This is a genomic window from Limnohabitans sp. INBF002 (genome assembly GCF_027924905.1).
GTDB lineage: Bacteria > Pseudomonadota > Gammaproteobacteria > Burkholderiales > Burkholderiaceae_C > Limnohabitans.
Window position 1 is genome coordinate 183,478 of sequence record NZ_AP027055.1, and the last position, 24,200, is coordinate 207,677.

The following is a 24,200-nucleotide window of genomic DNA, read 5'->3' on the forward strand; positions in this document are numbered from 1 at the left end:
GGTGGTTTTGTTTTGGTTTAATGTGTGTGAACAACCCAACAGGAGACAGCCATGACCAACCCCACCGGTTTTGATTTCACAAAGTTCGTACCGGGCTTTGACTTCCTAAAGAACTTAACGCCTGGTAACGCGTCGTCGGCTTCGGCGACGGCCCCAGGATGGGTCGCCCCCACACTCGACCCAGAAGAGTTGGAAAAGCGCATTCAAGAACTCAAGACCGTGCAGTTTTGGCTAGAGCAAAACGCCAAAGCCGTGGGGGCCACGATTCAAGCGTTGGAGGTGCAGCGCATGACGTTGGCCACCCTCAAGGGCATGAACATGAGCTTCAACGATTTGGCCGAATCGCTCAAGGTCAAGCCGCAAGAGGCAGCACCTGCGGCGTCTCAATACGCATTCACACAAGCTGAACCAGCCCAGGCAGCGCCTGAACCTGAGGCACCCAAGGCAGAGCCCAAAGCCAGCAAATCGCGCAGCAAAAAAGCAGAGGCTTCGGGGGTAGACCCTTCGCATTGGTGGGGTGCGTTGACCGACCAGTTTCAGCACATTGCTGCTCAAGCCATGACGGACATGGCCCACCGCGCCCAAGCGCATGCGGCGACAGAGACCGCTGCACCTGCTGCCAAAAAGACAGCCGCCAAAACAGCTGCGCGCAAGTCTGCCGCGCCTAAAACAGCGGCACGTAAAACGCCTGCACGCAAAACCGCTGCTAAAGCGAAACGATGAAACTCTTTCCCTACGGCCACGCCACACATCCGCAGTGGGAGATGGCTGCAGGGTTGGTGCTCGCGCAGTTGCGCGCGCACATGGCATTGCCCGAATACGCCAGTGCGCCGCACTTGGGGTTGCTCTACATCACCGACCATTACGCCAACCACGCGCAAGCTATCTTGGCGCACTTGAGCGCGGAGTTGCCCGAGGTCACCGATTGGGCGGGCACGGTGGGTGTAGGCATTGCGGCCAACAACGTGGAGTACTTTGATGAGCCCGCGCTCAGCGTCATGCTGTGCGACATTGCGCCCGAACACTACCGTGTGTTCAGTGGCGTGGCGCCATTGGCGCAAGCGGGGACGACAGGCAGTCACTTTGTGCCGCACACCGCGCTCTTGCATGCAGATGCCCAGACACCCGACGTGCCCGAGTTGATTGCCGAATTGGCGCAGCGCACGGCCAGTGGCTATGTGTTTGGTGGTTTGGCCGCCAGCCGTCGCGATGTGGTGCAGTTTGCGCTGAATGGTGACGGCAACATGGCAGGGCAAGGCAAAGCCTCAGGCGTGTTTCATGGCGGTTTGAGTGGGGTCGCCTTTGATGCTGATGTGGCCATGGTGTCGCGCGTCACGCAAGGCTGCTTGCCCGTGGCCAAAGCACACACCATCACCAGCGCCGACAACCACGTGGTGCTGACCTTAGACAACGAGCCTGCCCTGGATGTGCTGGAACGCGACCTGCAGATCAACCTCACCGACACCCAACCTGCCATTGCCAAAGTGCGCGCGACGCTGGTGGGCTTGTCGGCTGAAGATGACGCCTCTGTCAAACGCACGGGTGAGTTTGACGATGCGGTGCTGGTGCGCCACATCATCGGCATCGACCCCGCGCGTGAAGCGGTGGCCGTGGCGCAACCCGTGGACGTGGGCATGCGCCTCACGTTTTGCCAGCGCAATGCAGCGGCTGCGCGTGCCGATCTGACACGCATCTGTGCCGAAATTCGGGAGGCCCTAGAGCCCGAAGAAATGACCGCCGATTTGGCGGGTGCGCTGAGTGCAGACACCAACATCAACCCACACCCAGCACGCCGAATGGCGGGCGCCATTTATGTGAGCTGTGCTGGCCGAGGCGGCCCCCACTTTGGTGGGCCGAGCGCCGAGATGCACATCGTCCGTCGCGCTTTGGGCGATGTGCCGCTGGTGGGCTTCTTTGCGGGTGGTGAAATTGCCCACCAAGCGTTGCATGGCTACACCGGCGTTTTGACGGTGTTCACCACCGAGGCTTAACGAGGCGCTAAGCCTCGGTTGGGTTTTAGTGCTTAGCCGCCATCTGCGCTTCTTTTTGATCGAGGATGACCTCAGGCGCATCCAGCTCTTCGGGGCTTGGGTTGTTCAGGCCGTCGTGCAAGCGTTGCATGTCCAAGTCGCCGGTCCACTTGGCCACCACCAAGGTGGCCACGCCGTTGCCGACCAAGTTGGTCAAGGCGCGTGCTTCAGACATGAAGCGGTCAATGCCCAAGATGAGCGCCAAGCCTGCCACAGGCACGCCGCCGACAGCTGACAAGGTCGCGGCCAACACGATGAAACCACTGCCCGTGATGCCCGCAGCGCCTTTGGAGGTGAGCAACAACACCGCCAACAAGGTGAGCTGTTGGGTCAGGCTCATGGGGGTGTCGGTGGCTTGCGCGATGAACACAGCGGCCATCGTCAAGTAAATGGAAGTGCCGTCCAAGTTGAACGAATAGCCCGTTGGGATCACCAAGCCCACCACTGATTTGCGTGCGCCAAGGTTTTCCATTTTCTCCATCATGCGTGGCAAGACAGATTCAGAAGACGAGGTGCCCAACACAATCAGCAACTCTTCTTTGATGTACTTCACGAACTTCCAGATGCTGAAGCCGTGCAACTTGCTGATGAGCCCAAGCACCACGAACACAAAAATCAAACACGTCAGATAGAACGTGCCCATCAATTTGCCGAGCGAGAACAACGAGGCCACACCGTACTTGCCAATGGTGAAGGCCATCGCGCCAAACGCACCGATGGGCGCCACTTTCATGATGATGCCCACGATGTCAAACAAGACGTGCGACAGCTTTTCGATGAAGTCAAACACCATCGTGCCGCGGCCGCCAAACTTGTGCAGCGCAAAACCGAACAACACAGAGAACAACAACACTTGCAAAATTTCGCCCTTGGCAAACGCATCGACCACCGACGTGGGGATGACGTTCAACAAGAAGTCCACGGTGCCTTGCATCTTGCCGGGCGCGGTGTAGGCGGCGATGCTTTTGGTGTCGAGCGTTGAGGCATCCACATTCATGCCCACGCCGGGCTGCACAAAGTTGACGATGAGCAAGCCGATGACGAGCGCCAAAGTGCTGACCACTTCAAAGTACAGCAGCGCCAAGCCACCGGTCTTGCCGACCTTCTTCATATCTTCCATGCCGGCGATACCCACCACCACGGTGCAGAAGATGATGGGGGCGATGATCATCTTGATGAGTTTGATGAAGCCGTCGCCCAAAGGCTTCATGTCTGTGCCGACTTGTGGGTAGAAGTGGCCAAGCAAAACGCCGACGACCACGGCGAATAGCACTTGGGCGTAGAGCGATTTGTAGATGGGTTTTTGGGTGGGCGCGGTGGACATGTGAAATTCCTAAGTGTTAACCCTAGGAATTTAACCCTCCAAACCCTTGCCTCTCATGTGGGTTTCCACATGGTCACCGTGCGTCAGACGCCGCGCGCGCGGTCTTCCTTGAACTTGGCGCGAAATGCGCTGAACTGACCCGCCTCTAATGACTCACGCACTTCGCGCATGAGGTTGAGGTAATAGTGCAGGTTGTGCACGGTGGTCAGCATGGGGCCGAGCATTTCGCCGCAACGGTCGAGGTGGTGCAAATAAGCACGGCTGAAGCCGCCGCTGGTGGTGCCGTCAGGGCGTGTGTGACCCGCGCAGGTGTAGCAGGTGCAAGTGCTGTCGAGCGGGCCGTGGTCGGCCTTGTGGCGTGCGTTGCGCAGCTTCAGATCGCCATAGCGGGTGAAGATGGTGCCGTTGCGTGCATTGCGTGTGGGCATGACGCAGTCAAACATGTCCACGCCATCTGCCACGCCTTGCACCAAGTCTTCGGGTGTGCCCACGCCCATCAAGTAGCGTGGTTTGTTTTCGGGCAAACGGTGTGGCGTGTGCGCCATGATTTCTAGCATTTGCTCTTTGGGCTCGCCCACGCTGACGCCGCCTACGGCGTAGCCTGGGAAATTCATCTCCACCAACGCGTCGAGTGACTCTTGGCGCAAGTTGGTGAACATGCCACCTTGCACGATGCCAAACAAGGCATTGGGGTTTTCTAAGCGCGCAAATTCGTCCTTGCTGCGCACGGCCCAGCGACGGCTCATTTCCATCGACTTACGGGCTTCGGCTTCGGTGGTGAGGTGGCCTTTGGTTTCGTAGGGTGTGCACTCGTCGAGCTGCATCACGATGTCGCTGTTGAGCGTGGTTTGAATTTGCATGCTCACCTCGGGCGACATGAACAGTTTGTCGCCGTTCACGGGTGAGGCAAACGTCACACCTTCTTCGGTGATCTTGCGCATCGCGCCGAGCGACCACACTTGGAAACCGCCGCTGTCGGTGAGGATGGGTTTGTTCCAACGCTCAAAGTCGTGCAGGCCACCAAAGCTTTGCATCACATCAAGGCCAGGGCGCATCCACAGATGAAAGGTGTTGCCCAAAATGATTTGCGCGCCCATCTCTTCAAGACTGCGCGGCATCACGCCTTTGACCGTGCCGTAGGTACCCACGGGCATGAAGATGGGCGTTTGCACCACGCCGTGGTTGAGCGTGAGCGTGCCGCGACGGGCATGGCTGCCCGCGTAGCTGCCGTCTGCGGCAGGGGTGTCTTTGGCGAGAACGTCAAACTTCAACATGGGCGGTCTTTCTTTCTGAATTTCTCTCTAGCAGCATGGCATCGCCATAGCTGAAAAAACGGTAGTGGTTGGCAATCGCGTGGCGGTACAGCGCGTGCATGTGCTCGAAGCCCGCAAACGCGCTGACCAACATGAGCAAGGTGCTCTTGGGCAAGTGGAAGTTGGTGATCAACACATCCACCACCTTGAACGCAAAGCCCGGTGTGATGAAGATTTGGGTGTCGCCACTGGCTTGCCCGCTTTGCGCCCAACTCTCCAGCGTGCGCACGCTGGTGGTGCCCACGGCTACCACGCGGCCACCGCGTGCGCGGCAATCGGCAATGGCTTGCAGGGTTTCGGGCGGGATGTTGTACCACTCGCTGTGCATGCGGTGCTCGGCCAAGTTCTCGGTCTTCACCGGCTGAAACGTGCCCGCGCCCACATGCAGCGTGACGCTGGCGCGTGACACGCCTTGGGCCTCCAGCCCTTGCAACACCCCTTCGTCAAAGTGCAGCGCCGCGGTGGGCGCAGCGGCAGCACCGGGGTGCTTGGCAAACACGGTTTGGTAACGGCGCTCGTCCTCGGCTTTGTCGGCTTCGGTTTCGTGCTGTGCGTCAGCGGTATTTTGATGGCGCTCAATGTAGGGCGGCAGCGGCATGTGGCCGTGCTGTTGCATCAGCGTGTGCGGCTCGCCGCTGAACTTGAAGCGAAACAATTGGCCGTCTTCATTGGGCCAGCGGCCCAGCAGCGTGGCGGTGAAGCCGCCGTTGCGCAAACCACCCGCCATGTACATCACGGCACCGACCTGCGGCTTTTTGCTCACCTTCATGTGGGCCACGACTTCGTGGTTGGTCAGCACGCGCTCGACCAAGAGTTCAAGCTTGCCGCCCGTGGCTTTTTCGCCAAACAAACGGGCTTTGACCACTTGGGTGTCGTTGAACACCAACAAATCGCCCGCTTTGAGCAGGCAGGGAAGGTCTTTGAACGTGCGGTCGACAAGGTGGGTCGAGCGGCCATCGAGCAAGCGCGAGGCGCTGCGTTCGGAGGCGGGATGCTGGGCGATCAGCGACTCAGGCAGATGGAAATCGAAATCGCTGAGCGTGTAAGTGTGTGACATGCGCTTGAGGGCCGGACGGGCCCGTTCCAAGTAAAAACAGCCGTGATTTTCGCACGGCTGTTTTTAGGTGTTTTCAGTTTTGAAAACTTTACTGTTTTTCACCAGCGGCTGTGACCCAGTAGTAATAGTTGTTTGCGCTTGCTAAGCTAATTAGCACCAATGCTCGTCGTGTACGTCCTGGCATTACGACGTATGTCGCTGCACCTTGTAGTGTTCGAGCACCTACAACACAAGTGTGTCCGGTCGTATTCGCTGTGGTGAGGGACAGGTTGTAAATATTCTTTGCACTATTGCGAACGGTTAGTTGTCCTGCAAATGTGCAGTTTGTGGATGCGCCGGTAAGAACGCCATTAGCGTCAACTGTGTATGTATATGAGCTGCTAAATGCGTTGGGGCTTACGTATGTGCCAGCAATGGTTGCGAGAGCAGAGGGTTCGTTGTAAGTCGTGTCAAACGTGAAACTACCGGTTCCCGTGTATGTCGTGCCGCTGTATGTTTCTGAAATATTGACGTTTAAGTTTGAGCCTGTGCTGACCGATCCCGTAAATGTGCCTTGTATGAGCGCATTGAGCGAAGGATAGTAGTCCTGCATATTTGTAGACGTAATTGTTGTGCCAGAAACCGATGCGGTTCCAAAACTCACGCCTGAGTAGTCTGAGCCTGTGCCGAAGAAGTATTCGCCGCTATCAAGTATCAATCCAATGGCGGGGGTTGTTGTTCCTGAGCTAGAGGTGGTTGAACCTACCCATACGCCCTCTGCTGATTGTTGTGTCGCTGGTGAGCCACCACCACCGCCCCCGCCACCACATGCGGTTAATGCGATTGATAAAGCAAGAGCTAGAAAATTTAGTACGCGCATGGTTTCTTTCGTTTGAGTCAGAAGATATTTCTCGAATTGATTTTATATGTGAATTAGTGTGTATGTGAATTAGGCATAAATTGGGACATTCCTATGGGTGAAACCTTCACTTCAACAAACCTTCGGTCAATGTGTGCGAGCCCTGCGTCAAGCGCATGGCATGACGCAGGTCGAGTTCAGCGAAAAGTGCGGTTTCTACCAAACCTACCTCAGCCGCATTGAGAACGGCCAAGCTAATCCAACACTCAACGCGATGGAGGTGATCGCGGTGGCGTTAGGGCTTACGGTGTTTGAACTCTTTGAACGCGTGCGCGAGCTGGCGCATGCCAGCAGGATAAAGTAACGCTTTATTGCGCGTGAATGGTGAACCCGCTTGCGTCTTTGCGGTCATACGTGCGCAACTTGATCGTGCTGCCAGAAGGTCCGACGACATATCTGAATTGCTCAGTTTTGTAAGGCGTACCGTCTTGGTAATTGACGACAGATGCCAATTGCGATGCGTCGTAGGCTTTGACGATGAGGTTGAGCACGACCGATGACGAGGTGTCTTCTTCAATCACATAAGACCATTCATCCACGCCTGCCGGCGCATTGTTTTGATAGCTATCGATGATGCCAATGACGCCGGTGTCTCCCACTTTGGCGGAGGTGGGAAAGCTGGCCATTGCGCGCCAAATGAAGGCATACGCGTCATCAAAGGCGTAGTAGTTTTTATATTGCCCTTGTTCAAGGACGAAGTAGTTGAGCGAGGTGTAGTAGTTAGCGCCACCTTGGAATGGCGCGGCGCAATTGAAGTAACTGCTGTTCACATTCGATCTGTTGTAGTGGTAAGTCACACCACTCTCTTCAGAGTTCTGTATGGCCGCGTTAGACAGCACATAGTTCCCCTCGCATGAGCCCGTCACAGTGAGTGTTGGGCTGGTGTTGGGCGCCGTGTTCAGCTGTGTCCATGCCATCTGGATATCAAAGCTGTTTGCAGACACGGCTTTTGCGCTGGGGTCTTTGCTGGCCCAGTCTTCGCCGCCACCGCCGCACCCGGTGAGTAACAAGGTTAAACCGATCGCGAATGTGAAAAATGTAAATTTCATTGGATTTGTACGTCTTTAGAGGTTAAAACCGACGTGTGATTGTTACATTTATAACTATTAAATATTATTATTTGTGCGGCGTCTTAGAAATATGCGTCCTTCCGTGTTGTTGCAAAGGTTCTTTATGACGGTTTTGGGAATGCAGGTGTGGGTTAGCTGGCTCTGTTTGGGCTGGCTTGTTGCTGCGCAGGCAAGTGAAACCCGTCGTACAGAGGCGGGCGATTACCCAATAGTTGAGTACACAGCGCAAGTGGGGATGGATGCGTGGCAGTTTGCTGGGGCAAAACCGGAGCATCTGTTGATGATGGCCACCAATACGCAGTGGCATTACAAAACCGTTTCCCCATGGGGCGTGCTCAATGGGCGGTTGATGTTGTCGCCAAAAACAACGCTGTCGCTCAAGGCTCGCAGCAACCAGGCGATGGGATCGCATGTGGATGAACTCAGTGCGGATTGGGCGGTTTCGCCCAAGTTTGGTTTGAAAGCTGGTGTGGTCGATTACAAAACCAGTTGGTGCCGAACGTACGACATAGATTCACCTTGGGTTCGCGAGAACGACCCCTTTTGCACGGTGGTCTCCACCAGCGGGCCGAGTGGTGGTGCACCGGGTGTGCAGGCGTATGTCAACATCCCTGTTGGCATCTATCGCATGCAAGGCATTGCGGGCATGTACAACCCGCTGTTGATGAACTACAACACACGCGAGTTTTCGAACATCAACTACCCGTTCTACAGCGTTGAAAAAAACAAGAAGCAGGGCGCATCCCTCAGTATTTTGAATTTAGAAACGGCGACAGAGTTTCGACTGGGTGTGCTGGGCGCGCAGCAGTCGGCGCGGGTTAATCAGGCATGGGATGCTGAGCCATTTCGAATGGCACAAACATACGGGATTGTTTTTGCGGGCCTGAGCTTTTACGTGACGCCCAAGCTGAACTTGCGGCTTCAAACTTTGCGCCATGTGACAGAGAACAAACATGTGTCTGACCCAGGGGCCACCTTGCCGCATATTTGGCGCGGCGTGAATCTCAAGCGCACCTCGAATGCGATGGAGCTGAGCTATCAAATGAGTGCCCAAGACATCTTTGCATTGGCGGTGAATAACTACGACTTCAGCACCTCATGGATTGAAACCAACGCGCCATTTCCTGGCTATACCTATCGCTCTGATTACGCCCAATACCATCAGCGCGCCATGTCTTTGGCGTGGCGCCGAGATTGGGCACAGGGTGTTTTTACCGCCCTTCAAATCACGCGTAGTCGCTTTGCCCAGCAAGACGCATATCTCGAAATAGACCGCGCTGCCAGCACCAACGGCCTGGGGCTGCGCATCGGTTATCAGTTCTGATTCACAGGGGTTGAGGCGGGGCACAATCTGAGCACATGTCTTCTGCCGCTCAGTCCCCTGCTAAACCGCTCTCCGCACCGCAAAAAGCGTTGCGCAAGCTCGGGCTGGACCGCGACATTGATTTAGCCCTGCACCTGCCCCTGCGTTACGAAGACGAAACACGCATCGTGCGATTGGTCGACACGCGTGAGGGCGACATGGCGCAAATCGAAGCCACAGTGGTGTCGTGCGAGATTGCCTACAAACCGCGCCGCCAGTTACTGGTGGTGGTGGACGATGGCTCGGATACCTGCACGTTGCGCTTCTTCAGTTTTTACCCTTCGCAGCAAAAAGCCTTGGCTGTGGGCAACCGCCTGCGTTTGCGTGGCGAGGTGAAGGGCGGCTTTATGGGGCGCACCATGATGCACCCCAGCTTTCACATGGCGGGTGGCGAGCTGCCCAATGCGCTCACGCCCGTGTATCCCACCTCAGCGGGTTTGCCTCAGGTGTATTTGCGCAAGGCGGTGCACAGCGGGCTGGTGCATGCCGCGCGTCATGGCGCGTTTGTCGAGACGATTCCGCCAGAGCACATGCCGCGTTCGGCGATGCGTGTTGGCGGCAAGGCCTGGAGTCTTGAACAAGCCTTGCATTTTTTGCATCACCCCACGCCCGATGTGTCGCTGGCGCAGCTGGAAGACCGAACACACCCAGCGTGGCAGCGTTTGAAGGCCGAAGAGTTGTTGGCGCAGCAGCTGTCGCAGTTGCAGTCCAAGCGTGCGCGTGACGAGTTGCGCGCACCTGCGCTGGTGCTGAAAAAAGGTGGCTTGCACGAACAGTTGCTGGGCGTGTTGCCGTTTGGTTTGACCGGCGCGCAGCGCCGTGTGGGTGAAGAAATTGCACAAGACCTGATGCGCCAAGTGCCCATGCACCGTTTGTTGCAAGGCGATGTGGGCTCGGGTAAAACCGTGGTGGCGGCACTGGCTGCGGCGGTGGCCATGGACGGCGGCTGGCAATGCGCACTGATGGCGCCCACCGAAATTTTGGCTGAGCAACACTTTCGCAAATTGATTGGTTGGTTAGAACCGTTGCTCACGCCACTGGGTAAGCGCGTGGCGTGGCTCACGGGCAGTCAAAAGAAAAAAGAACGCACGGAGATGCTTGGCATCATTGCCAGCGGCGAAGCTGCGTTGGTGGTGGGCACGCATGCGGTGATTCAAGAGCAGGTGCAGTTCAAAAATTTGGCCTTGGCCATCATCGACGAGCAGCACCGCTTTGGCGTGGCGCAGCGCTTGGCTTTGCGCGAGAAGATGCTCACGCACGACGGTATGCCCGAACAAGAGCCGCACATGCTGATGATGAGTGCCACGCCCATCCCCCGCACCTTGGCCATGAGCTATTACGCCGACCTCGATGTGTCCACGCTGGACGAGTTGCCACCGGGCCGCACGCCCGTGGTGACCAAGCTGGTATCCGAGTCACGCCGTGATGAGTTGATAGAGCGCATTCGCCATCAGCTCGACGAAGGCCGTCAGGTGTATTGGGTGTGCCCGTTGATCGAAGAAAGCGAAGCGCTGGATTTGGCCAATGCCACCGAAACGCATGCCTTGCTGACCGAGGCGCTGAACCCGCCGGGTATGAAGCCTGTGTTGGTGGGTTTGCTGCATTCGCGCATGCCGCCCGCTGACAAAAAAGCGGTGATGGCACAGTTTGAAAGCGGTGCCATGGGTGTGCTGGTCAGCACCACGGTGATTGAGGTGGGCGTGGATGTGCCCAATGCATCGTTGATGGTGATTGAACACGCCGAGCGTTTTGGCCTGAGCCAGTTGCACCAGTTGCGCGGGCGCGTGGGGCGCGGCGCGGCGGCATCGGCGTGTGTGCTGATGTACGCCACGGGCGAGAGCGGGCGCGTGAGCGAAACCGCCCGCGAGCGTTTGCGCGCGATGGTGGAAACCTCAGACGGGTTTGAAATTGCACGACGCGATTTGGAAATTCGTGGACCCGGTGAGTTTTTGGGTGCACGCCAATCGGGCGCGGCTTTGCTGCGATTTGCGGATTTGGCCGAAGACGGCGAACTGCTGCAATGGGCCAGAGAGTTGGCGCCGTTGATGCTCGACATGTACCCTGAGTTGGCCGAGCGACACGTGAGCCGCTGGTTGGGTGGAAAATCGGATTTTTTGAAGGCCTAACCTCTTAAACACACATGACCCTCACCGAACTCAAATACATCGTGGCCGTGGCCCGCGAAAAGCACTTTGGCCGCGCGGCCGAGGCCTGCTTTGTGTCGCAACCCACGCTGTCGGTGGCCATCAAAAAGCTCGAAGAAGAGTTGGATGTGAAGCTGTTTGAGCGCAGCGCCAACGAAGTGGCCGTCACGTCTTTGGGCGAAGAAATCATCCGTCAAGCGCAAAGCGTGCTGGAGCAAGCCGCCAACATCAAAGAAATTGCCAAGCGGGGCAAAGACCCGCTAGCCGGCCCTTTGAAGTTGGGCGTGATTTACACGATTGGCCCGTACTTGCTGCCTAGCCTGGTGCGCCAAGCGATTTCACGGACGCCGCAAATGCCGCTGATGCTGCAAGAAAACTTCACCGTTAAGTTGCTGGAAATGTTGCGTACCGGCGAAATTGATTGCGCCATCATGGCTGAGCCTTTCCCAGACACGGGCTTGGCCACCGCGCCCTTGTATGACGAACCCTTCATGGCCGCAGTCCCTAGCAACCATTCGCTGGCGACTTTGAAGGAAGTCAGCGCGGATGCGTTGAAAAACGAAACCATGTTGCTGCTGGGCAATGGGCACTGCTTTCGAGACCATGTGCTGGAGGTGTGCCCCGAGTTCGCCCGTTTCTCTAGCAATGCCGAGGGGATTCAAAAGAGCTTTGAAGGTTCGTCGCTGGAGACCATCAAACACATGGTGGCGGCAGGCATGGGCGTCACGCTGGTGCCGCGTTTGAGCGTGCCCAAAGAAGCGCTGAATACACAGGCCAAGCGCAAAAAAAATGAAGAGACGTATGTGCGCTATTTGCCCATCACCGACGACAAAGGCGGCGAGCCGCCCACACGCCGCGTGGTGTTGGCGTGGCGCCGCAGCTTCACGCGCTACGAAGCGATTGCTGCTTTGCGCAACGCCATCTATGCTTGTGAATTGCCCGGCGTGACCCGTCTGTCTTGAAGGTGTATGTGTGATGCGTGAACGCTTGGCCTTGTATTTAGATTTGATTCGCTGGAACCGTCCCGCCGGTTGGTTGCTGTTGTTGTGGCCCTCGCTTGCTGCGTTGTGGGTGGCGGCAGATGGCTGGCCCGGCTGGCATTTGCTGGCGGTGTTTGTGCTGGGGACTGTCCTGATGCGCAGCGCAGGCTGCTGCATCAACGATGTCGCCGATCGCGAGTTTGACCGTCACGTCAAACGCACCGCAGAGCGGCCCGTCACTCGGGGCGCGGTGTCGGTGCGCGAGGCGTTGCTGGTGGGCGCCTTGCTGGCGCTGGCGGCGTTTGGCTTGGTGCTCACCACCAACCCTGCCACCATCGTGTGGTCCTTCGCTGGTCTGGCCGTGACCTTGATTTATCCCTACGCCAAACGGTATGTATCGATGCCGCAAGCGGTGTTGGGCGTGGCGTTTAGCTTTGGCATTCCTTTGGCGTTTGTCGCGGTGGGTGGTGCGAGTTTGACGTGGCAAGACATCAACTTGCAGACCTTGAACGATGTGGTGCCCATGCAAGCTTGGGGATTGATGTTGTTCAATTTGTTTTGGGTGTTGGCGTATGACACCGAGTACGCGATGGTTGACCGTGACGACGACCTTCGAATTGGCATGAAGACCTCGGCCATCACCTTGGGTCGCCATGACGTGTCGGCGATCATGGCGTTTTATGCGGTCTATCTCTGCGGCTGGTACGGTTTGTTGGCGTCTGAAAAGCTGGGTGGGGCTTGGACGTTCGCCTTGTGCTTGGCGGCATTGCAAGCCGTGTGGCACTTTTTGCTTATCCTTGATCGTTCGCGGGATGGATGTTTCAGAGCGTTTCGCTTGAACCATTGGCTGGGCGGCACCGTGTTCGCTGGCATTGCGGTGAGTTACGCCTTGCGCTGATCGTGCGCACCATGCGGCCATGAAAAAAGCGCTTGGGCGAATGCCGCAAGCGCTTTTTGTTTGAAGCTTTAAGCGTTTGGCTTAGTGAGCTTTGGTCTTTTTAGATTTCTTCTTTTTCAGCTTCTTTTTCTTGGCCTTCTTGGCTTTTTTCGCTGTGGCTGAGTCGGTGTTGGTCACGGCAGGTGCCGTGGCTTGCTCCGGTTGTGCCACAGGCGCGGCGGGCATGGCAGGGGCTTGCGCCACAGATGTCAAAGGCAAGCCCAATGCAGCTGCCGACAAGAGAGAAAGAAGAAGTTTGTTCATGGAATCAAGTGGTTTAAAAATCAACACGAATATTGTCTCACCAGAGGGGTTGCAAAAGCTTACGCGCCAAACTCGTCGCCTAGCTCGTGCGCACGTATTTGTGCGGCTTTAAGCGCGGTTTCGAACAGTTGGCCTAGGTGGGCGTTTTGCATCGAGGTGATGGCGGCATAGGTGGTGCCGCCTTTCGATGTGACGCGCTCGCGCAAGACAGAGGGCGGCTCGTTGGCTGTCTTGGCCAGTTGTGACGCGCCTTCAAACGTGCCGATGGCCAGTTGCGTGGCTTGCTCTGCGGTCAGGCCCATCTTCACGCCCGCTTCAACCATCGCCTCAATGAAAAAGAACACATACGCAGGGCCAGAGCCCGAGATGGCGGTGACGGCATCAAGCAATGGCTCGTCTTTCACCCACAGCAGTGCGCCTGTGGTGGCAACGACTTGCTCAATCCATGCCTTGTCTGCCGCGGTCACGGCTGCACGGGCAAACAAGCCGGTTTGCCCCAGTCCCACGAGCGCAGGGGTGTTGGGCATGGCGCGTACCACACGCTCGGTGCCCAGCCAGTTGGCAATGCTGTCGCTGCGAATACCGGCGGCCACGCTCAGGTGCAGGGCATGGGCGCAGAAGCTACGCGTTTGTTGGGCGGCTTCTTTGAAGGTTTGGGGTTTGACGGCCCAAATCACAAGGCCTGCCTCGGCCAAGGTGGCATCGGCGACGGCCAAAACGCGCACGCCAAATTGCGTCTGCAGGCGCTGGCGCGCTTCTTCAAAAGGCTCAACCACCAAAATGCGGTTGGCGGGCGTGCCTTGCTTGATCAGGCCGCCGATGATGGCGCTGGCCATGTTGCCGCCGCCAATGAATGCAAGGGTTTGAGAGGTGTTAGAGGGTGTAGACATGAAAGAATTGTCGGTCAAACCAGAAAGATTCATAAAAATAGTTTGACGCGGCCTGAAAAGTTATGGCATAATTTGCGGCTCCGCTAAAAAAGCGGGGTTTATCTGCCCCAAGTTGAAGCGTTGCGAGTGGTTCGCGATGTGGATGACGGGCCCAAGACTGATCGGTCTTGCGTGTAACGCGAGTTGCGCCAAGACTGATGCAAGTTGGGAATATTGAAATGATCCAAACTGAAACACGGTTAGATGTCGCTGACAACACCGGTGCGAAGTCCGTTTTGTGCATTAAGGTGCTCGGCGGTTCTAAGCGTCGCTATGCAAGCGTGGGCGACATCATCAAGGTGAGCATCAAAGAAGCCGCTCCGCGTGGCCGCGTCAAAAAAGGCGAGGTGTATAGCGCTGTTGTGGTCCGTACTGCCAAAGGCATCCGCCGTGGCGACGGTTCGCTCGTTAAATTCGATGGCAACGCAGCTGTGTTGCTGAATGCAAAGTTGGAGCCTATCGGCACCCGTATCTTCGGCCCAGTGACGCGCGAGTTGCGCACTGAGAAGTTCATGAAGATCGTGTCATTGGCTCCTGAAGTTCTGTAAGGGCTAGCAATGAACAAGATTCGCAAAGGCGACCAAGTCATCGTCCTTACTGGGCGTGACAAAGGCAAGCGTGGCGTTGTGTCGCTGCGTAAAGATGACAGCCACTTGGTGGTCGACGGTATCAACTTGGTGAAAAAACACACCAAGCCAAATCCAATGGCTGGCACGCAAGGTGGCATCGTTGATAAAACAATGCCTATCCATCAGTCCAACGTGGCCATTTTCAATGCTGCTACTGGTAAGGCTGATCGTGTTGGCATCAAAGTCCTGGCAGACGGCAGTAAAGTGCGCGTCTACAAATCCAGCGGCGAAGAAATCAAGGCGGCATAAATATGGCACGACTCCAACAACACTACCGCGAAAAAGTGGCTGCTGAACTGACTGCTAAGTTCGGTTACACGTCGCCCATGCAAGTTCCACGTTTGACCAAAATCACGTTGAACATGGGCGTGAGCGAAGCTGTGGCTGATAAAAAAGTCATGGACAACGCTGTGAGCGACCTGACCAAAATCGCGGGCCAAAAACCTGTGGTGACCAAGGCTAAGAAGGCGATCGCGGGTTTCAAAATCCGTGAAGGCCAGCCTATCGGTTGCATGGTGACTTTGCGTGGCGTTCAGATGTATGAATTCTTGGACCGTTTCGTGACCGTGGCTTTGCCTCGCGTTCGTGACTTCCGTGGTATTTCTGTCCGTGCCTTTGATGGCCGTGGCAACTACAACATCGGCGTAAAAGAACAAATCATTTTCCCTGAGATTGAGTACGACAAAGTCGACGCACTGCGCGGCCTCAACATCAGCATCACCACGACGGCTAAGACTGACGAAGAGTGCAAGGCGCTTCTCGCTGGTTTCCGTTTCCCATTCAAGACAGAGGTGGCACGTGGCTAAACAAGCATTGATCGAGCGCGAGCTCAAGCGTGACCGTTTGGTTGCAAAGTACGCTGCTAAGCATGCTGAGTTGAAGGCAATTGCCACCGACTTCAAGCGTAGCGATGAAGAGCGCGCAGCTGCCCGTTTGGGTCTGCAAAAGTTGCCTCGCAACGCGAACCCAACACGTCAACGTAACCGTTGCGCAATCACCGGTCGTCCACGTGGCACGTTCCGCCAATTCGGCCTTGGCCGCGCCAAGATCCGTGAATTAGCCTTCCAAGGCAACATTCCCGGCATCACCAAAGCCAGCTGGTAATAGGCAGGAGATTCAATATGAGCATGAGTGATCCAATCGCCGACTTGCTGACTCGCATCCGCAACGCGCAAATGGTGGCTAAGCCCACTGTGATGGTGCCATCTTCCAAAGTGAAGATCGCCATTGCGCAAGTGCTGAAAGACGAAGGCTACATCGACGGTTTTCAAATTAAAAAAGACGCTGGCAAGACTGAGCTTGAGATTACTCTCAAGTACTACGCAGGTCGTCCAGTGATCGAACGCATTGAACGTGTGAGCCGTCCTGGTTTGCGCGTTTACAAAGGCTGCGGCGCTATCCCCCAAGTCATGAACGGCATGGGTGTGGCAATTGTCACAACACCTCAAGGTGTGATGACTGACCGCAAAGCACGCGCTACCGGTGTCGGTGGCGAAGTGTTGTGCTACGTCGCTTAACCGCAGCCTAAAGGAAAGACTGAAATGTCCCGAGTAGGAAAAATGCCTGTGACCATCCCCCAAGGTGTGGATGTGTCTGTTAATAATGCCCAAATCAGTGTGAAGGGTTCCGGCGGTACGCTGTCGGTTGCTGCCCACGCATTGGTGAAGGTTGTCAACGAAGCTGGTCAAGTGACTTTCACGCCAGTTGATGACTCTCGCGAAGCCAACGCCATGAGCGGTACTTTGCGTCAATTGGTCAACAACATGGTGACCGGTGTGACCAAAGGCTTCGAGAAGAAGCTGATTTTGGTTGGTGTGGGTTACAAAGCTGCGGCACAAGGTTCTAAATTGAACTTGGCCGTGGGTTTCTCTCACCCCGTCAACAAAGACATGCCTGAAGGTATCAAGGTTGAGACGCCAGCGCCAACCGAGATCATCATCAAAGGTGCTGACCGTCAACGCGTCGGTCAAGTGGCCGCTGAGATTCGTGCAATTCGTCCCCCAGAGCCTTACAAAGGCAAGGGCATCCGTTATTCGGATGAGAAGATCACGATCAAAGAGACCAAGAAGAAATAAGGAGCTGCAAAATGTTGACCAAAAAAGAGCAGCGACTCCGCCGGGCACGTCAAACACGTATTCGCATCGCCAACCAAGGCGTTGCACGTTTGATGGTGAACCGCACCAACTTGCACATCTACGCTACTGTGGTTTCCGCTTGCGGTACCAAAGTGGTTGCGACAGCATCCTCAGCCGAGGCCGATGTGCGCAAGCAACTGGGCGCAACAGGCAAAGGCGGCAACGTCGATGCGGCGCAAATGATTGGCAAGCTGATCGCTGAAAAAGCGAAAAAAGCTGGCGTCGAAAAAGTGGCGTTTGACCGTTCAGGTTTTGCTTACCACGGTCGCGTCAAGGCTTTGGCCGACGCAGCCCGCGAAGCTGGCTTGCAGTTCTAATCGGATTGGAAATTACACATGGCTAAATTTCAAGCTAAAGCGCAGGGTGATGGTCCAGAAGACGGACTCCGCGAAAAAATGATCGCGGTCAACCGCGTCACCAAAGTGGTTAAGGGCGGCCGTATTCTCGGTTTCGCAGCTTTGACTGTGGTCGGTGATGGCGATGGCCGCGTGGGCATGGGCAAGGGCAAGTCGAAAGAAGTGCCAGCTGCTGTTCAAAAAGCGATGGAAGAAGCCCGTCGCAACATGACAAAAGTCACTTTGAAAAACGGCACGATTCACCACAAGGTGCACGGTCGTCACGGTGCTGCAAACGTCATGATGATTCCAGCACCTAAGGGTACCGGCATCATCGCAGGCGGTCCAATGCGCGCTGTGTTCGAAGTGATGGGCATCACTGACATCGTGGCAAAGAGCCACGGTACATCGAACCCATACAACATGGTTCGTGCAACTTTGGATGCTTTGAACAATTCCACTACGCCAGCAGAAGTTGCTGCTAAGCGTGGCAAGAATATCGAAGAAATCTTCGCCTAATTCCGGAGCATTCGATGACTACCCCTCAAACTGTCAAGATCCAATTGGTGCGTAGCCCAATTGGCACCAAAGAATCGCACCGCGCCACCGTTCGTGGCCTGGGCTTGCGCAAACTGAATTCTGTGAGCGAGTTGCAAGACACGCCTGCAGTGCGCGGCATGATTAACAAGATCAGCTATCTGGTCAAAGTGCTGTAAAAGGTTAAAGATGGAACTCAATAACATCACCCACGCACCTGGCGCAAAACACGCCAAGCGTCGCGTTGGTCGCGGTATTGGCTCTGGCCTCGGTAAGACTGCTGGTCGCGGTCACAAAGGTCAAAAGTCACGTTCAGGCGGCTACCACAAAGTTGGTTTCGAAGGCGGTCAAATGCCTTTGCAACGTCGTTTGCCTAAGCGTGGCTTCAAGTCCACCACTTTGAAGTACAACGACGAAGTGACATTGGCTGACTTGCAACAACTCGGCGCTGCTGAAGTTGATATGTTGACACTGAAGGCCGCTGGCCTCGTGGCATCTATCGCTCGCGTGGTCAAAGTTGTCAAGACTGGCGAATTGACTACAGCTGTCAAGCTCAATGGTATCGGCGCTACTGCCGGTGCTAAAGCTGCGATCGAAGCCGCTGGCGGCTCTGTCGCTTAATCGTTCGATTCAATAGGAATAGCACTCCGTGGCAACTACCGCTCCATCGATTGGCAATACCGACAAGTTCGGCGACCTCCGTCGCCGACTGGTTTTCTTGCTGCTCGCCCTGGTGGTTTACCGCGTGGGTGCGCACATTCCTGTGCCTGGCATCGACCCTAACCAGTTACAACAACTGTTCAAAGGTCAGCAGGGCGGTATTTTGAGCTTGTTCAACATGTTCTCCGGTGGCGCTTTGTCGCGTTTCACGGTGTTCGCGTTGGGTATCATGCCCTATATCTCTGCATCGATCATCATGCAGTTGCTGACTTATGTGTTGCCCTCTTTGGAGCAGCTCAAAAAAGAAGGCGAAGCAGGTCGTCGCAAAATCACTCAGTACACGCGTTTCGGCACGTTGGGCTTGGCTTTGTTCCAGTCCATGGGTATTGCCTTGGCGTTGGAAGCGTCAGCCGGTTTGGTCAACGTGCCAGGCTTTGGTTTCCGCATGACAGCCATGGTCAGCTTGACCGCTGGCACCATGTTTCTGATGTGGTTGGGTGAGCAAATCACTGAGCGTGGTTTGGGTAACGGCATCTCTATTCTGATTTTTGCTGGTATCGCAGCAGGCTTACCTGGTTCTATCGGTGGTTTGCTTGAATTGGTGCGTACTGGCGCGATGAGCATTTTGGCTGCCATCCTCATCGTGATTGTTGTGGCGTTGGTCACTTACTTCGTGGTGTTTGTCGAGCGTGGTCAACGCAAAATCTTGGTGAACTATGCGCGTCGCCAAGTGGGTAACAAGGTGTATGGCGGTCAGTCGTCTCACTTGCCCTTGAAGTTGAACATGGCGGGTGTGATTCCTCCCATCTTTGCTTCGTCCATCATTCTCTTGCCCGCAACTGTGGTGAGCTGGTTCAGCTCTGGTGACAGCATGCGTTGGCTCAAAGATATTTCTGCAGCACTTGCACCTGGACAGCCTGTCTATGTGATGTTGTATGCAGCTGCGATTGTTTTCTTTTGCTTCTTTTACACTGCCTTGGTCTTTAACAGCCGAGAAACAGCGGATAATCTGAAGAAGAGCGGTGCTTTCGTTCCCGGTATTCGTCCCGGCGACCACACCGCTAAATACATCGACAAAATTTTGGTTCGACTCACGCTTGCGGGCGCCGTGTACATCACCTTTGTGTGCTTGCTACCTGAGTTCTTGATCTTGAAATACAACGTGCCTTTCTACTTCGGTGGTACTTCGTTGCTGATTATTGTGGTTGTCACCATGGACTTTATGGCCCAAGTGCAAAACTACATGATGAGCCAACAGTACGAATCGCTGTTGAAGAAGGCAAGTTTCAAAACAACGCTCTAACGGGCCAAGTAAAAAGTCGTGTTTCATGCCAATGAGGGTGTGAAATGAAATGAGTTTTAGGAGAGTGAAATGAGAGTTTCGGCTTCGGTCAAAAAAATTTGCCGCAACTGCAAAATCATCCGCCGCAAGGGCGTGGTTCGTGTGATCTGTACAGATCCACGCCACAAACAGCGTCAAGGTTGATTGAACTGGTTTAAAGAGGACGCACATGGCACGTATCGCTGGCATTAACATTCCGCCGCACAAACACACTGAAATCGGCTTGACAGCCATTTTTGGTATTGGTCGCACACGCGCTCGCAAAATTTGCGAAGCAACTGGCATTGATTACGCAAAGAAGATCAAAGATCTGACTGACTCGGACCTCGAAAAGATCCGTGACCAGATCGCTGAATTCACGATTGAAGGTGACTTGCGTCGCGAAACAACAATGAACATCAAGCGTTTGATGGACATCGGTTGCTACCGCGGCTTCCGTCACCGTCGTGGTCTGCCTATGCGTGGCCAACGTACGCGTACCAACGCTCGTACACGCAAGGGTCCGCGTAAAGCAGCCCAGTCGTTGAAGAAATAATAGGACTGAACAATGGCTAAATCTCCAAGCGGCGCAGCTTCACGCGTACGTAAAAAGGTTCGTAAGAACATTGCTGACGGCATCGCGCACGTGCACGCGTCGTTCAACAACACCATCATCACCATCACTGACCGCCAAGGCAATGCATTGTCATGGGCTTCGTCAGGTGGTCAAGGTTTCAAGGGCTCACGCAAGTCCACACCTTTCGCAGCTCAAGTGGCTTCGGAAGTTGCGGGTCGCGCAGCCGTTGATCAAGGCATCAAGAATCTTGATGTCGAGATCAAAGGCCCAGGTCCTGGCCGTGAATCTTCAGTGCGTGCTTTGGCCGCATTGGGCATTCGCATCAACTCGATTGCTGACGTGACACCAGTGCCGCACAACGGCTGCCGTCCACAAAAGCGTCGTCGTATCTAAGCGTTTTTCGCTTTTTACTGTTAACCACAAGCCCACCGCCGCTGGCTAACCCCCAGCGGCTCCTCGCTTCTTGCGAGCAGCTGATTAGATAAGGAAATTCAAGTGGCACGTTACCTAGGCCCCAAGGCCAAACTCTCACGCCGTGAAGGCACCGACTTGTTCTTGAAGAGCGCACGCCGCTCGATCAGCGACAAGTGCAAATTCGACAGCAAGCCAGGCCAACACGGCCGCACTTCAGGTCAGCGTACGTCTGACTTCGGTTTGCAATTGCGCGAAAAACAAAAAGTCAAACGCATGTACGGTGTGTTGGAGCGTCAGTTCCGCCGTTACTTCGCAGCTGCTGACCGCCAAAAAGGCAACACTGGTGCAAACCTGTTGACCCTTTTGGAAACACGTTTGGATAACGTGGTGTACCGCATGGGCTTCGGCTCAACACGTGCTGAAGCACGTCAGTTGGTGTCACACAAGGCCATTACCGTGAACGGTCAACAAGTCAACATCGCTTCTTACTTGGTGAAAGCCGGTGACGTGGTGGCTGTGCGCGAAAAGTCTAAAAAGCAAGGCCGCGTGTTGGAAGCTCTCGAGTTGGCCAAACAAGTGGGCATGCCTGCTTGGGTTGAAGTGAACCTCGAAAAAGCTGAAGGCGTCTTCAAGAAGACCCCAGATCGCGACGAATTCGCTGCAGACATCAACGAATCTCTGATCGTCGAACTTTACTCGCGTTAATCCTGGTTGAAGTTTTCAACCTAACGCACCCCACGCTGCCCGCTCGCGCAGCGTGGTCCAGACACCCAGCCTTACCGGTGTAACGAACCGGGGGTATTGAGAGGAAATCTGAATGCAAACGAACTTGCTGAAACCAAAAAATATTCACGTCGAGCAATTGGGTCACAACCGCGCCAAGGTTACCTTGGAGCCGTTTGAGCGTGGCTATGGCCACACGTTGGGCAATGCCCTGCGTCGCGTTTTGTTGTCTTCCATGGTTGGCTATGCCGTGACTGAAGTCACCATCGCTGGCGTGGTGCACGAGTACTCGTCCATCGACGGCGTGCAAGAAGACGTGGTCAACATTTTGTTGAACCTCAAAGGCGTTGTGTTCAAGATGCACAACCGCGACGAAGTTACTTTGAGCTTGCGCAAAGACGGCGAAGGCGCTGTCACTGCTGCAGACATTCAAGTGCCTCACGATGTTGAAATCATCAACCCTGAGCACGTGATTGCTAATTTGTCGCACGGCGGCAAGATCGACATTCAACTCAAAGTTGAAACAGGCCGTGGCTATGTGCCAGGTACTGTGCGTCGTTATGGCGAAGAGCCAAGCAAGTCCATCGGCCGTATCGTGTTGGACGCATCGTTCTCACCTGTGAGCCGCGTGAGCTACAGCGTTGAAAACGCCCGCGTTGAACAACGTACTGACCTCGACCGCTTGGTCATGGAAATCGAAACCAACGGTGCCATCACTGCAGAAGACGCTGTGCGCGCTTCTTCAAAGATTTTGGTTGAGCAACTGGCTGTGTTCGCGCAGTTGGAAGGCGACGCCATCAACGGCATCATGGAAGCAGCTGCACCACGCGGCGGCCAACAGTTCGATCCGATCTTGTTGCGCCCTGTTGACGAGTTGGAATTGACCGTTCGTTCGGCCAACTGCTTGAAAGCAGAAAACATCTATTACATCGGTGACCTGATTCAGCGCACTGAAAACGAGTTGCTCAAGACCCCTAACCTGGGTCGTAAGTCGCTCAACGAAATCAAAGAAGTTCTCGCTTCTCGTGGTTTGACCTTGGGCATGAAGCTCGAGAGCTGGCCACCTGCAGGTTTAGAGCGTCGTTGAACTTAAAATAATCACTGACATAACGTCCCCTGGCCGTACCTGATACGGCGGCCGGCAAAACATCAAAGGAAATCAAAATGCGTCACGGACACGGACTTCGCAAACTTAACCGCACAACATCACACCGTTTGGCGATGTTGCGCAACATGATGAATTCGCTCATTGAGCACGAAGCCATCAAAACCACATTGCCTAAAGCCAAAGAATTGCGTCGCGTCATCGAGCCGATGATCACTTTGGCGAAAGAGCCTACTGTTGCAAACCGCCGCTTGGCATTCGACCGCTTGCGCGATCGCGACAGCGTCGTGAAGTTGTTCAACGAATTGGGCCCACGTTTCAAGACACGTCCAGGTGGTTACACCCGTATTTTGAAAATGGGTTTCCGCGTGGGCGACAACGCACCGATGGCTTATGTTGAATTGGTAGACCGCGCAGAAGTTTCTGAGGCATCTTCTACCGAAACAGCCGCATAATAGGTTATACTAATCCTCTTGACGCGCGATGGAGCAGCCTGGTAGCTCGTTGGGCTCATAACCCAAAGGTCGTAGGTTCAAATCCTACTCGCGCAACCACTTTAAAACGCCCGCTGAATTTATTCAGTGGGCGTTTTTCTTGGAAGATTCGAAATGGTCGAAATCAAACGGATTGAGGCGCAATCGCAGCGCATCGTTCAAGCCTACGCTTGGGGTGAGGTCGTGTGGCACGTTTGGGGGACGCATCAGGCGGCTCCGAGCTCTACACATGCATCTTCACATGAGGCGCCCTTGGTGCTTTTGCACGGCGGCTCAGGCAGCTGGACGCACTGGCTGCGCAATGTGGAACACATCGCCCAATATCGTCCCGTTTGGGTGTTGGACATCCCCGGGTTTGGTGACTCCAGCGTGCCGCCTGACGTCTGGGATGCCGATGGGCTTGTGCCTTATCTGGCCGAAATATTGAAAGCAACATTTGATGGTCGTGCCGTCGATGTCATGGCCTTTTCATTTGGCGGTATGACGGTCGGATTGCTTGCTGCGGCGCACCCCGAATGCATTCGCAGCATGGTGCTGGTGGGGGTTCCTGGTTTGGGCCTGTTTGGACAAACTTTGCCGATGCGTGGCATGACAGTGGACATGGATGCGACAGCACAGCGCGACGTGCACCGACACAACCTCAATGCCATGATGTTTGCGCATGCAGACAGCGTCACAGAAGACGTGATCGATTTGCAGCAAGCCAATGTGGGCCGTGATCGGATGCGCCGTCGTCGTATCGCGCGTACGGATGTGTTGGCGAAAGCCCAGGCACGCTGGACGTGTCCTGTGCATGGCGTCTGGGGCGCTCAAGATGCTCTGTACGAAGGAACGTTGTCGCAAGTGCCAAAGGTGTTGACGCGCCTCACATCGTTCACCGTGGTGCCTGATGCTGGGCACTGGGTGATGTTCGAGCGACCCGAGGCGTTTCATGCAGTGGTGGATCCGTTGCTGCAGTGAA

Annotated in this window: 32 protein-coding genes and 1 tRNA gene; 26 read left to right on the plus strand and 7 right to left on the minus strand. The window is 55.3% G+C overall.

The features are described 5' to 3' along the window. Positions 1 to 51: 51 nt before the first annotated feature. Together QMG15_RS00960 and QMG15_RS00965 are read left to right on the plus strand one after the other, a co-directional pair. Positions 52 to 723, plus strand: coding sequence for a PhaM family polyhydroxyalkanoate granule multifunctional regulatory protein (locus tag QMG15_RS00960; protein ID WP_281789075.1), 672 nt, complete (start codon positions 52 to 54; stop codon positions 721 to 723). Beyond that, entirely contained in the window at positions 720 to 1,991 is a 1,272-nt protein-coding gene (locus tag QMG15_RS00965) for an FIST C-terminal domain-containing protein (protein ID WP_281789077.1), read from the plus strand. Before QMG15_RS00960 ends, QMG15_RS00965 begins: the two co-directional genes overlap by 4 nt. Before the next feature lie 25 nt (positions 1,992 to 2,016). Here the strand turns inward: QMG15_RS00965 and QMG15_RS00970 are convergent, their stop codons facing one another. From QMG15_RS00970 to QMG15_RS00985, 4 genes are all read right to left on the minus strand, one after another. After that, positions 2,017 to 3,354 (minus strand): dicarboxylate/amino acid:cation symporter, encoded by a 1,338-nt coding sequence (locus tag QMG15_RS00970; protein ID WP_281789078.1) that lies wholly within the window; start codon positions 3,352 to 3,354, stop codon positions 2,017 to 2,019. Positions 3,355 to 3,437: 83 nt separating this feature from the next. Continuing rightward, positions 3,438 to 4,628, minus strand: coding sequence for a tRNA guanosine(34) transglycosylase Tgt (tgt, locus tag QMG15_RS00975; protein ID WP_281789079.1), 1,191 nt, complete (start codon positions 4,626 to 4,628; stop codon positions 3,438 to 3,440). Next, positions 4,615 to 5,724: a tRNA preQ1(34) S-adenosylmethionine ribosyltransferase-isomerase QueA gene (gene queA, locus QMG15_RS00980; protein WP_281789080.1), complete on the minus strand. Its 1,110-nt coding sequence runs from the start codon at positions 5,722 to 5,724 to the stop codon at positions 4,615 to 4,617. The genes tgt and queA overlap by 14 nt, the downstream gene beginning before the upstream one ends. Before the next feature lie 88 nt (positions 5,725 to 5,812). Then, positions 5,813 to 6,583: a hypothetical protein gene (locus tag QMG15_RS00985; protein ID WP_281789081.1), complete on the minus strand. Its 771-nt coding sequence runs from the start codon at positions 6,581 to 6,583 to the stop codon at positions 5,813 to 5,815. 97 nt (positions 6,584 to 6,680) lie between these two features. Here QMG15_RS00985 and QMG15_RS00990 point away from each other — a divergent pair, with 97 nt between their 5' ends. Then, a complete protein-coding gene (locus QMG15_RS00990) occupies positions 6,681 to 6,926 on the plus strand; it encodes a helix-turn-helix transcriptional regulator (protein ID WP_281789082.1) in 246 nt (81 codons plus the stop codon). A 4-nt stretch (positions 6,927 to 6,930) separates the two neighbouring features. Here QMG15_RS00990 and QMG15_RS00995 read toward each other — a convergent pair whose 3' ends face one another. After that, positions 6,931 to 7,632, minus strand: a complete 702-nt coding sequence (locus QMG15_RS00995) for a hypothetical protein (RefSeq protein WP_281789083.1) — start codon at positions 7,630 to 7,632, stop codon at positions 6,931 to 6,933. Positions 7,633 to 7,795: 163 nt separating this feature from the next. On the opposite strand from QMG15_RS00995, the gene QMG15_RS01000 reads away from it, so the two are divergent. From QMG15_RS01000 to QMG15_RS01015, 4 genes are read left to right on the plus strand one after another with little or no spacing between them, the layout of a single operon-like run. After that, positions 7,796 to 9,016, plus strand: a complete 1,221-nt coding sequence (locus tag QMG15_RS01000; RefSeq protein ID WP_281789084.1) for a hypothetical protein — start codon at positions 7,796 to 7,798, stop codon at positions 9,014 to 9,016. Positions 9,017 to 9,051: 35 nt separating this feature from the next. Next, positions 9,052 to 11,181, plus strand: coding sequence for an ATP-dependent DNA helicase RecG (recG, locus tag QMG15_RS01005; RefSeq protein WP_281789085.1), 2,130 nt, complete (start codon positions 9,052 to 9,054; stop codon positions 11,179 to 11,181). A gap of 14 nt (positions 11,182 to 11,195) precedes the next feature. Further along, entirely contained in the window at positions 11,196 to 12,161 is a 966-nt protein-coding gene (locus QMG15_RS01010; protein ID WP_281789086.1) for a LysR substrate-binding domain-containing protein, read from the plus strand. A gap of 13 nt (positions 12,162 to 12,174) precedes the next feature. Then, positions 12,175 to 13,077, plus strand: coding sequence for a 4-hydroxybenzoate octaprenyltransferase (locus QMG15_RS01015; protein ID WP_281789087.1), 903 nt, complete (start codon positions 12,175 to 12,177; stop codon positions 13,075 to 13,077). An 81-nt stretch (positions 13,078 to 13,158) separates the two neighbouring features. Here QMG15_RS01015 and QMG15_RS01020 read toward each other — a convergent pair whose 3' ends face one another. After that, positions 13,159 to 13,380: a hypothetical protein gene (locus tag QMG15_RS01020; RefSeq protein ID WP_281789088.1), complete on the minus strand. Its 222-nt coding sequence runs from the start codon at positions 13,378 to 13,380 to the stop codon at positions 13,159 to 13,161. Between the two features lie 59 nt (positions 13,381 to 13,439). Beyond that, a complete protein-coding gene (gene proC / locus QMG15_RS01025) occupies positions 13,440 to 14,270 on the minus strand; it encodes a pyrroline-5-carboxylate reductase (protein WP_281789089.1) in 831 nt (276 codons plus the stop codon). Positions 14,271 to 14,488: 218 nt separating this feature from the next. Here proC and rplN point away from each other — a divergent pair, with 218 nt between their 5' ends. The 19 genes from rplN (at position 14,489) to QMG15_RS01120 (ending at position 24,199) form a co-directional block, all read left to right on the plus strand. Further along, the gene (gene rplN, locus QMG15_RS01030) at positions 14,489 to 14,857 is read left to right on the plus strand and encodes a 50S ribosomal protein L14 (protein WP_053172537.1); all 369 of its coding nucleotides are present in this window, start codon (positions 14,489 to 14,491) and stop codon (positions 14,855 to 14,857) included. Positions 14,858 to 14,866: 9 nt separating this feature from the next. Next, on the plus strand, positions 14,867 to 15,187 hold the full coding sequence (gene rplX, locus QMG15_RS01035; RefSeq protein WP_104796737.1) for a 50S ribosomal protein L24: 321 nt from the start codon (positions 14,867 to 14,869) through the stop codon (positions 15,185 to 15,187). 2 nt (positions 15,188 to 15,189) lie between these two features. After that, entirely contained in the window at positions 15,190 to 15,744 is a 555-nt protein-coding gene (gene rplE / locus QMG15_RS01040) for a 50S ribosomal protein L5 (RefSeq protein WP_104796736.1), read from the plus strand. Further along, the gene (rpsN, locus tag QMG15_RS01045) at positions 15,737 to 16,042 is read left to right on the plus strand and encodes a 30S ribosomal protein S14 (RefSeq protein WP_108360242.1); all 306 of its coding nucleotides are present in this window, start codon (positions 15,737 to 15,739) and stop codon (positions 16,040 to 16,042) included. Before rplE ends, rpsN begins: the two co-directional genes overlap by 8 nt. Before the next feature lie 17 nt (positions 16,043 to 16,059). Continuing rightward, positions 16,060 to 16,455: a 30S ribosomal protein S8 gene (rpsH, locus tag QMG15_RS01050; protein WP_104796734.1), complete on the plus strand. Its 396-nt coding sequence runs from the start codon at positions 16,060 to 16,062 to the stop codon at positions 16,453 to 16,455. Between the two features lie 24 nt (positions 16,456 to 16,479). Further along, on the plus strand, positions 16,480 to 17,013 hold the full coding sequence (gene rplF / locus QMG15_RS01055; protein ID WP_108402155.1) for a 50S ribosomal protein L6: 534 nt from the start codon (positions 16,480 to 16,482) through the stop codon (positions 17,011 to 17,013). Between the two features lie 11 nt (positions 17,014 to 17,024). Further along, positions 17,025 to 17,390, plus strand: coding sequence for a 50S ribosomal protein L18 (rplR, locus tag QMG15_RS01060; RefSeq protein ID WP_108360240.1), 366 nt, complete (start codon positions 17,025 to 17,027; stop codon positions 17,388 to 17,390). Between the two features lie 18 nt (positions 17,391 to 17,408). Next, positions 17,409 to 17,927: a 30S ribosomal protein S5 gene (gene rpsE, locus QMG15_RS01065; RefSeq protein ID WP_108360239.1), complete on the plus strand. Its 519-nt coding sequence runs from the start codon at positions 17,409 to 17,411 to the stop codon at positions 17,925 to 17,927. 14 nt (positions 17,928 to 17,941) lie between these two features. Beyond that, the gene (gene rpmD, locus QMG15_RS01070) at positions 17,942 to 18,124 is read left to right on the plus strand and encodes a 50S ribosomal protein L30 (RefSeq protein ID WP_104796730.1); all 183 of its coding nucleotides are present in this window, start codon (positions 17,942 to 17,944) and stop codon (positions 18,122 to 18,124) included. Positions 18,125 to 18,134: 10 nt separating this feature from the next. Continuing rightward, positions 18,135 to 18,566, plus strand: a complete 432-nt coding sequence (gene rplO / locus QMG15_RS01075) for a 50S ribosomal protein L15 (RefSeq protein WP_104796729.1) — start codon at positions 18,135 to 18,137, stop codon at positions 18,564 to 18,566. A gap of 28 nt (positions 18,567 to 18,594) precedes the next feature. Further along, positions 18,595 to 19,908, plus strand: a complete 1,314-nt coding sequence (secY, locus tag QMG15_RS01080) for a preprotein translocase subunit SecY (protein ID WP_108360238.1) — start codon at positions 18,595 to 18,597, stop codon at positions 19,906 to 19,908. A gap of 69 nt (positions 19,909 to 19,977) precedes the next feature. After that, entirely contained in the window at positions 19,978 to 20,091 is a 114-nt protein-coding gene (gene rpmJ / locus QMG15_RS01085; RefSeq protein ID WP_011481465.1) for a 50S ribosomal protein L36, read from the plus strand. 25 nt (positions 20,092 to 20,116) lie between these two features. Then, complete coding sequence (rpsM, locus tag QMG15_RS01090; protein WP_108360237.1) at positions 20,117 to 20,482, plus strand: 30S ribosomal protein S13; 366 nt, start codon at positions 20,117 to 20,119, stop codon at positions 20,480 to 20,482. A gap of 12 nt (positions 20,483 to 20,494) precedes the next feature. Then, complete coding sequence (gene rpsK / locus QMG15_RS01095) at positions 20,495 to 20,896, plus strand: 30S ribosomal protein S11 (RefSeq protein WP_100133809.1); 402 nt, start codon at positions 20,495 to 20,497, stop codon at positions 20,894 to 20,896. Between the two features lie 102 nt (positions 20,897 to 20,998). After that, entirely contained in the window at positions 20,999 to 21,622 is a 624-nt protein-coding gene (rpsD, locus tag QMG15_RS01100; protein ID WP_281789091.1) for a 30S ribosomal protein S4, read from the plus strand. 112 nt (positions 21,623 to 21,734) lie between these two features. Beyond that, the gene (rpoA, locus tag QMG15_RS01105; protein ID WP_108360235.1) at positions 21,735 to 22,727 is read left to right on the plus strand and encodes a DNA-directed RNA polymerase subunit alpha; all 993 of its coding nucleotides are present in this window, start codon (positions 21,735 to 21,737) and stop codon (positions 22,725 to 22,727) included. Between the two features lie 77 nt (positions 22,728 to 22,804). Then, entirely contained in the window at positions 22,805 to 23,200 is a 396-nt protein-coding gene (gene rplQ, locus QMG15_RS01110) for a 50S ribosomal protein L17 (RefSeq protein WP_108360234.1), read from the plus strand. A gap of 22 nt (positions 23,201 to 23,222) precedes the next feature. Then, a tRNA-Met gene (locus tag QMG15_RS01115) sits at positions 23,223 to 23,299 on the plus strand. Between the two features lie 54 nt (positions 23,300 to 23,353). Next, positions 23,354 to 24,199: an alpha/beta hydrolase gene (locus QMG15_RS01120; RefSeq protein ID WP_281789092.1), complete on the plus strand. Its 846-nt coding sequence runs from the start codon at positions 23,354 to 23,356 to the stop codon at positions 24,197 to 24,199. Position 24,200 lies beyond the last annotated feature (1 nt).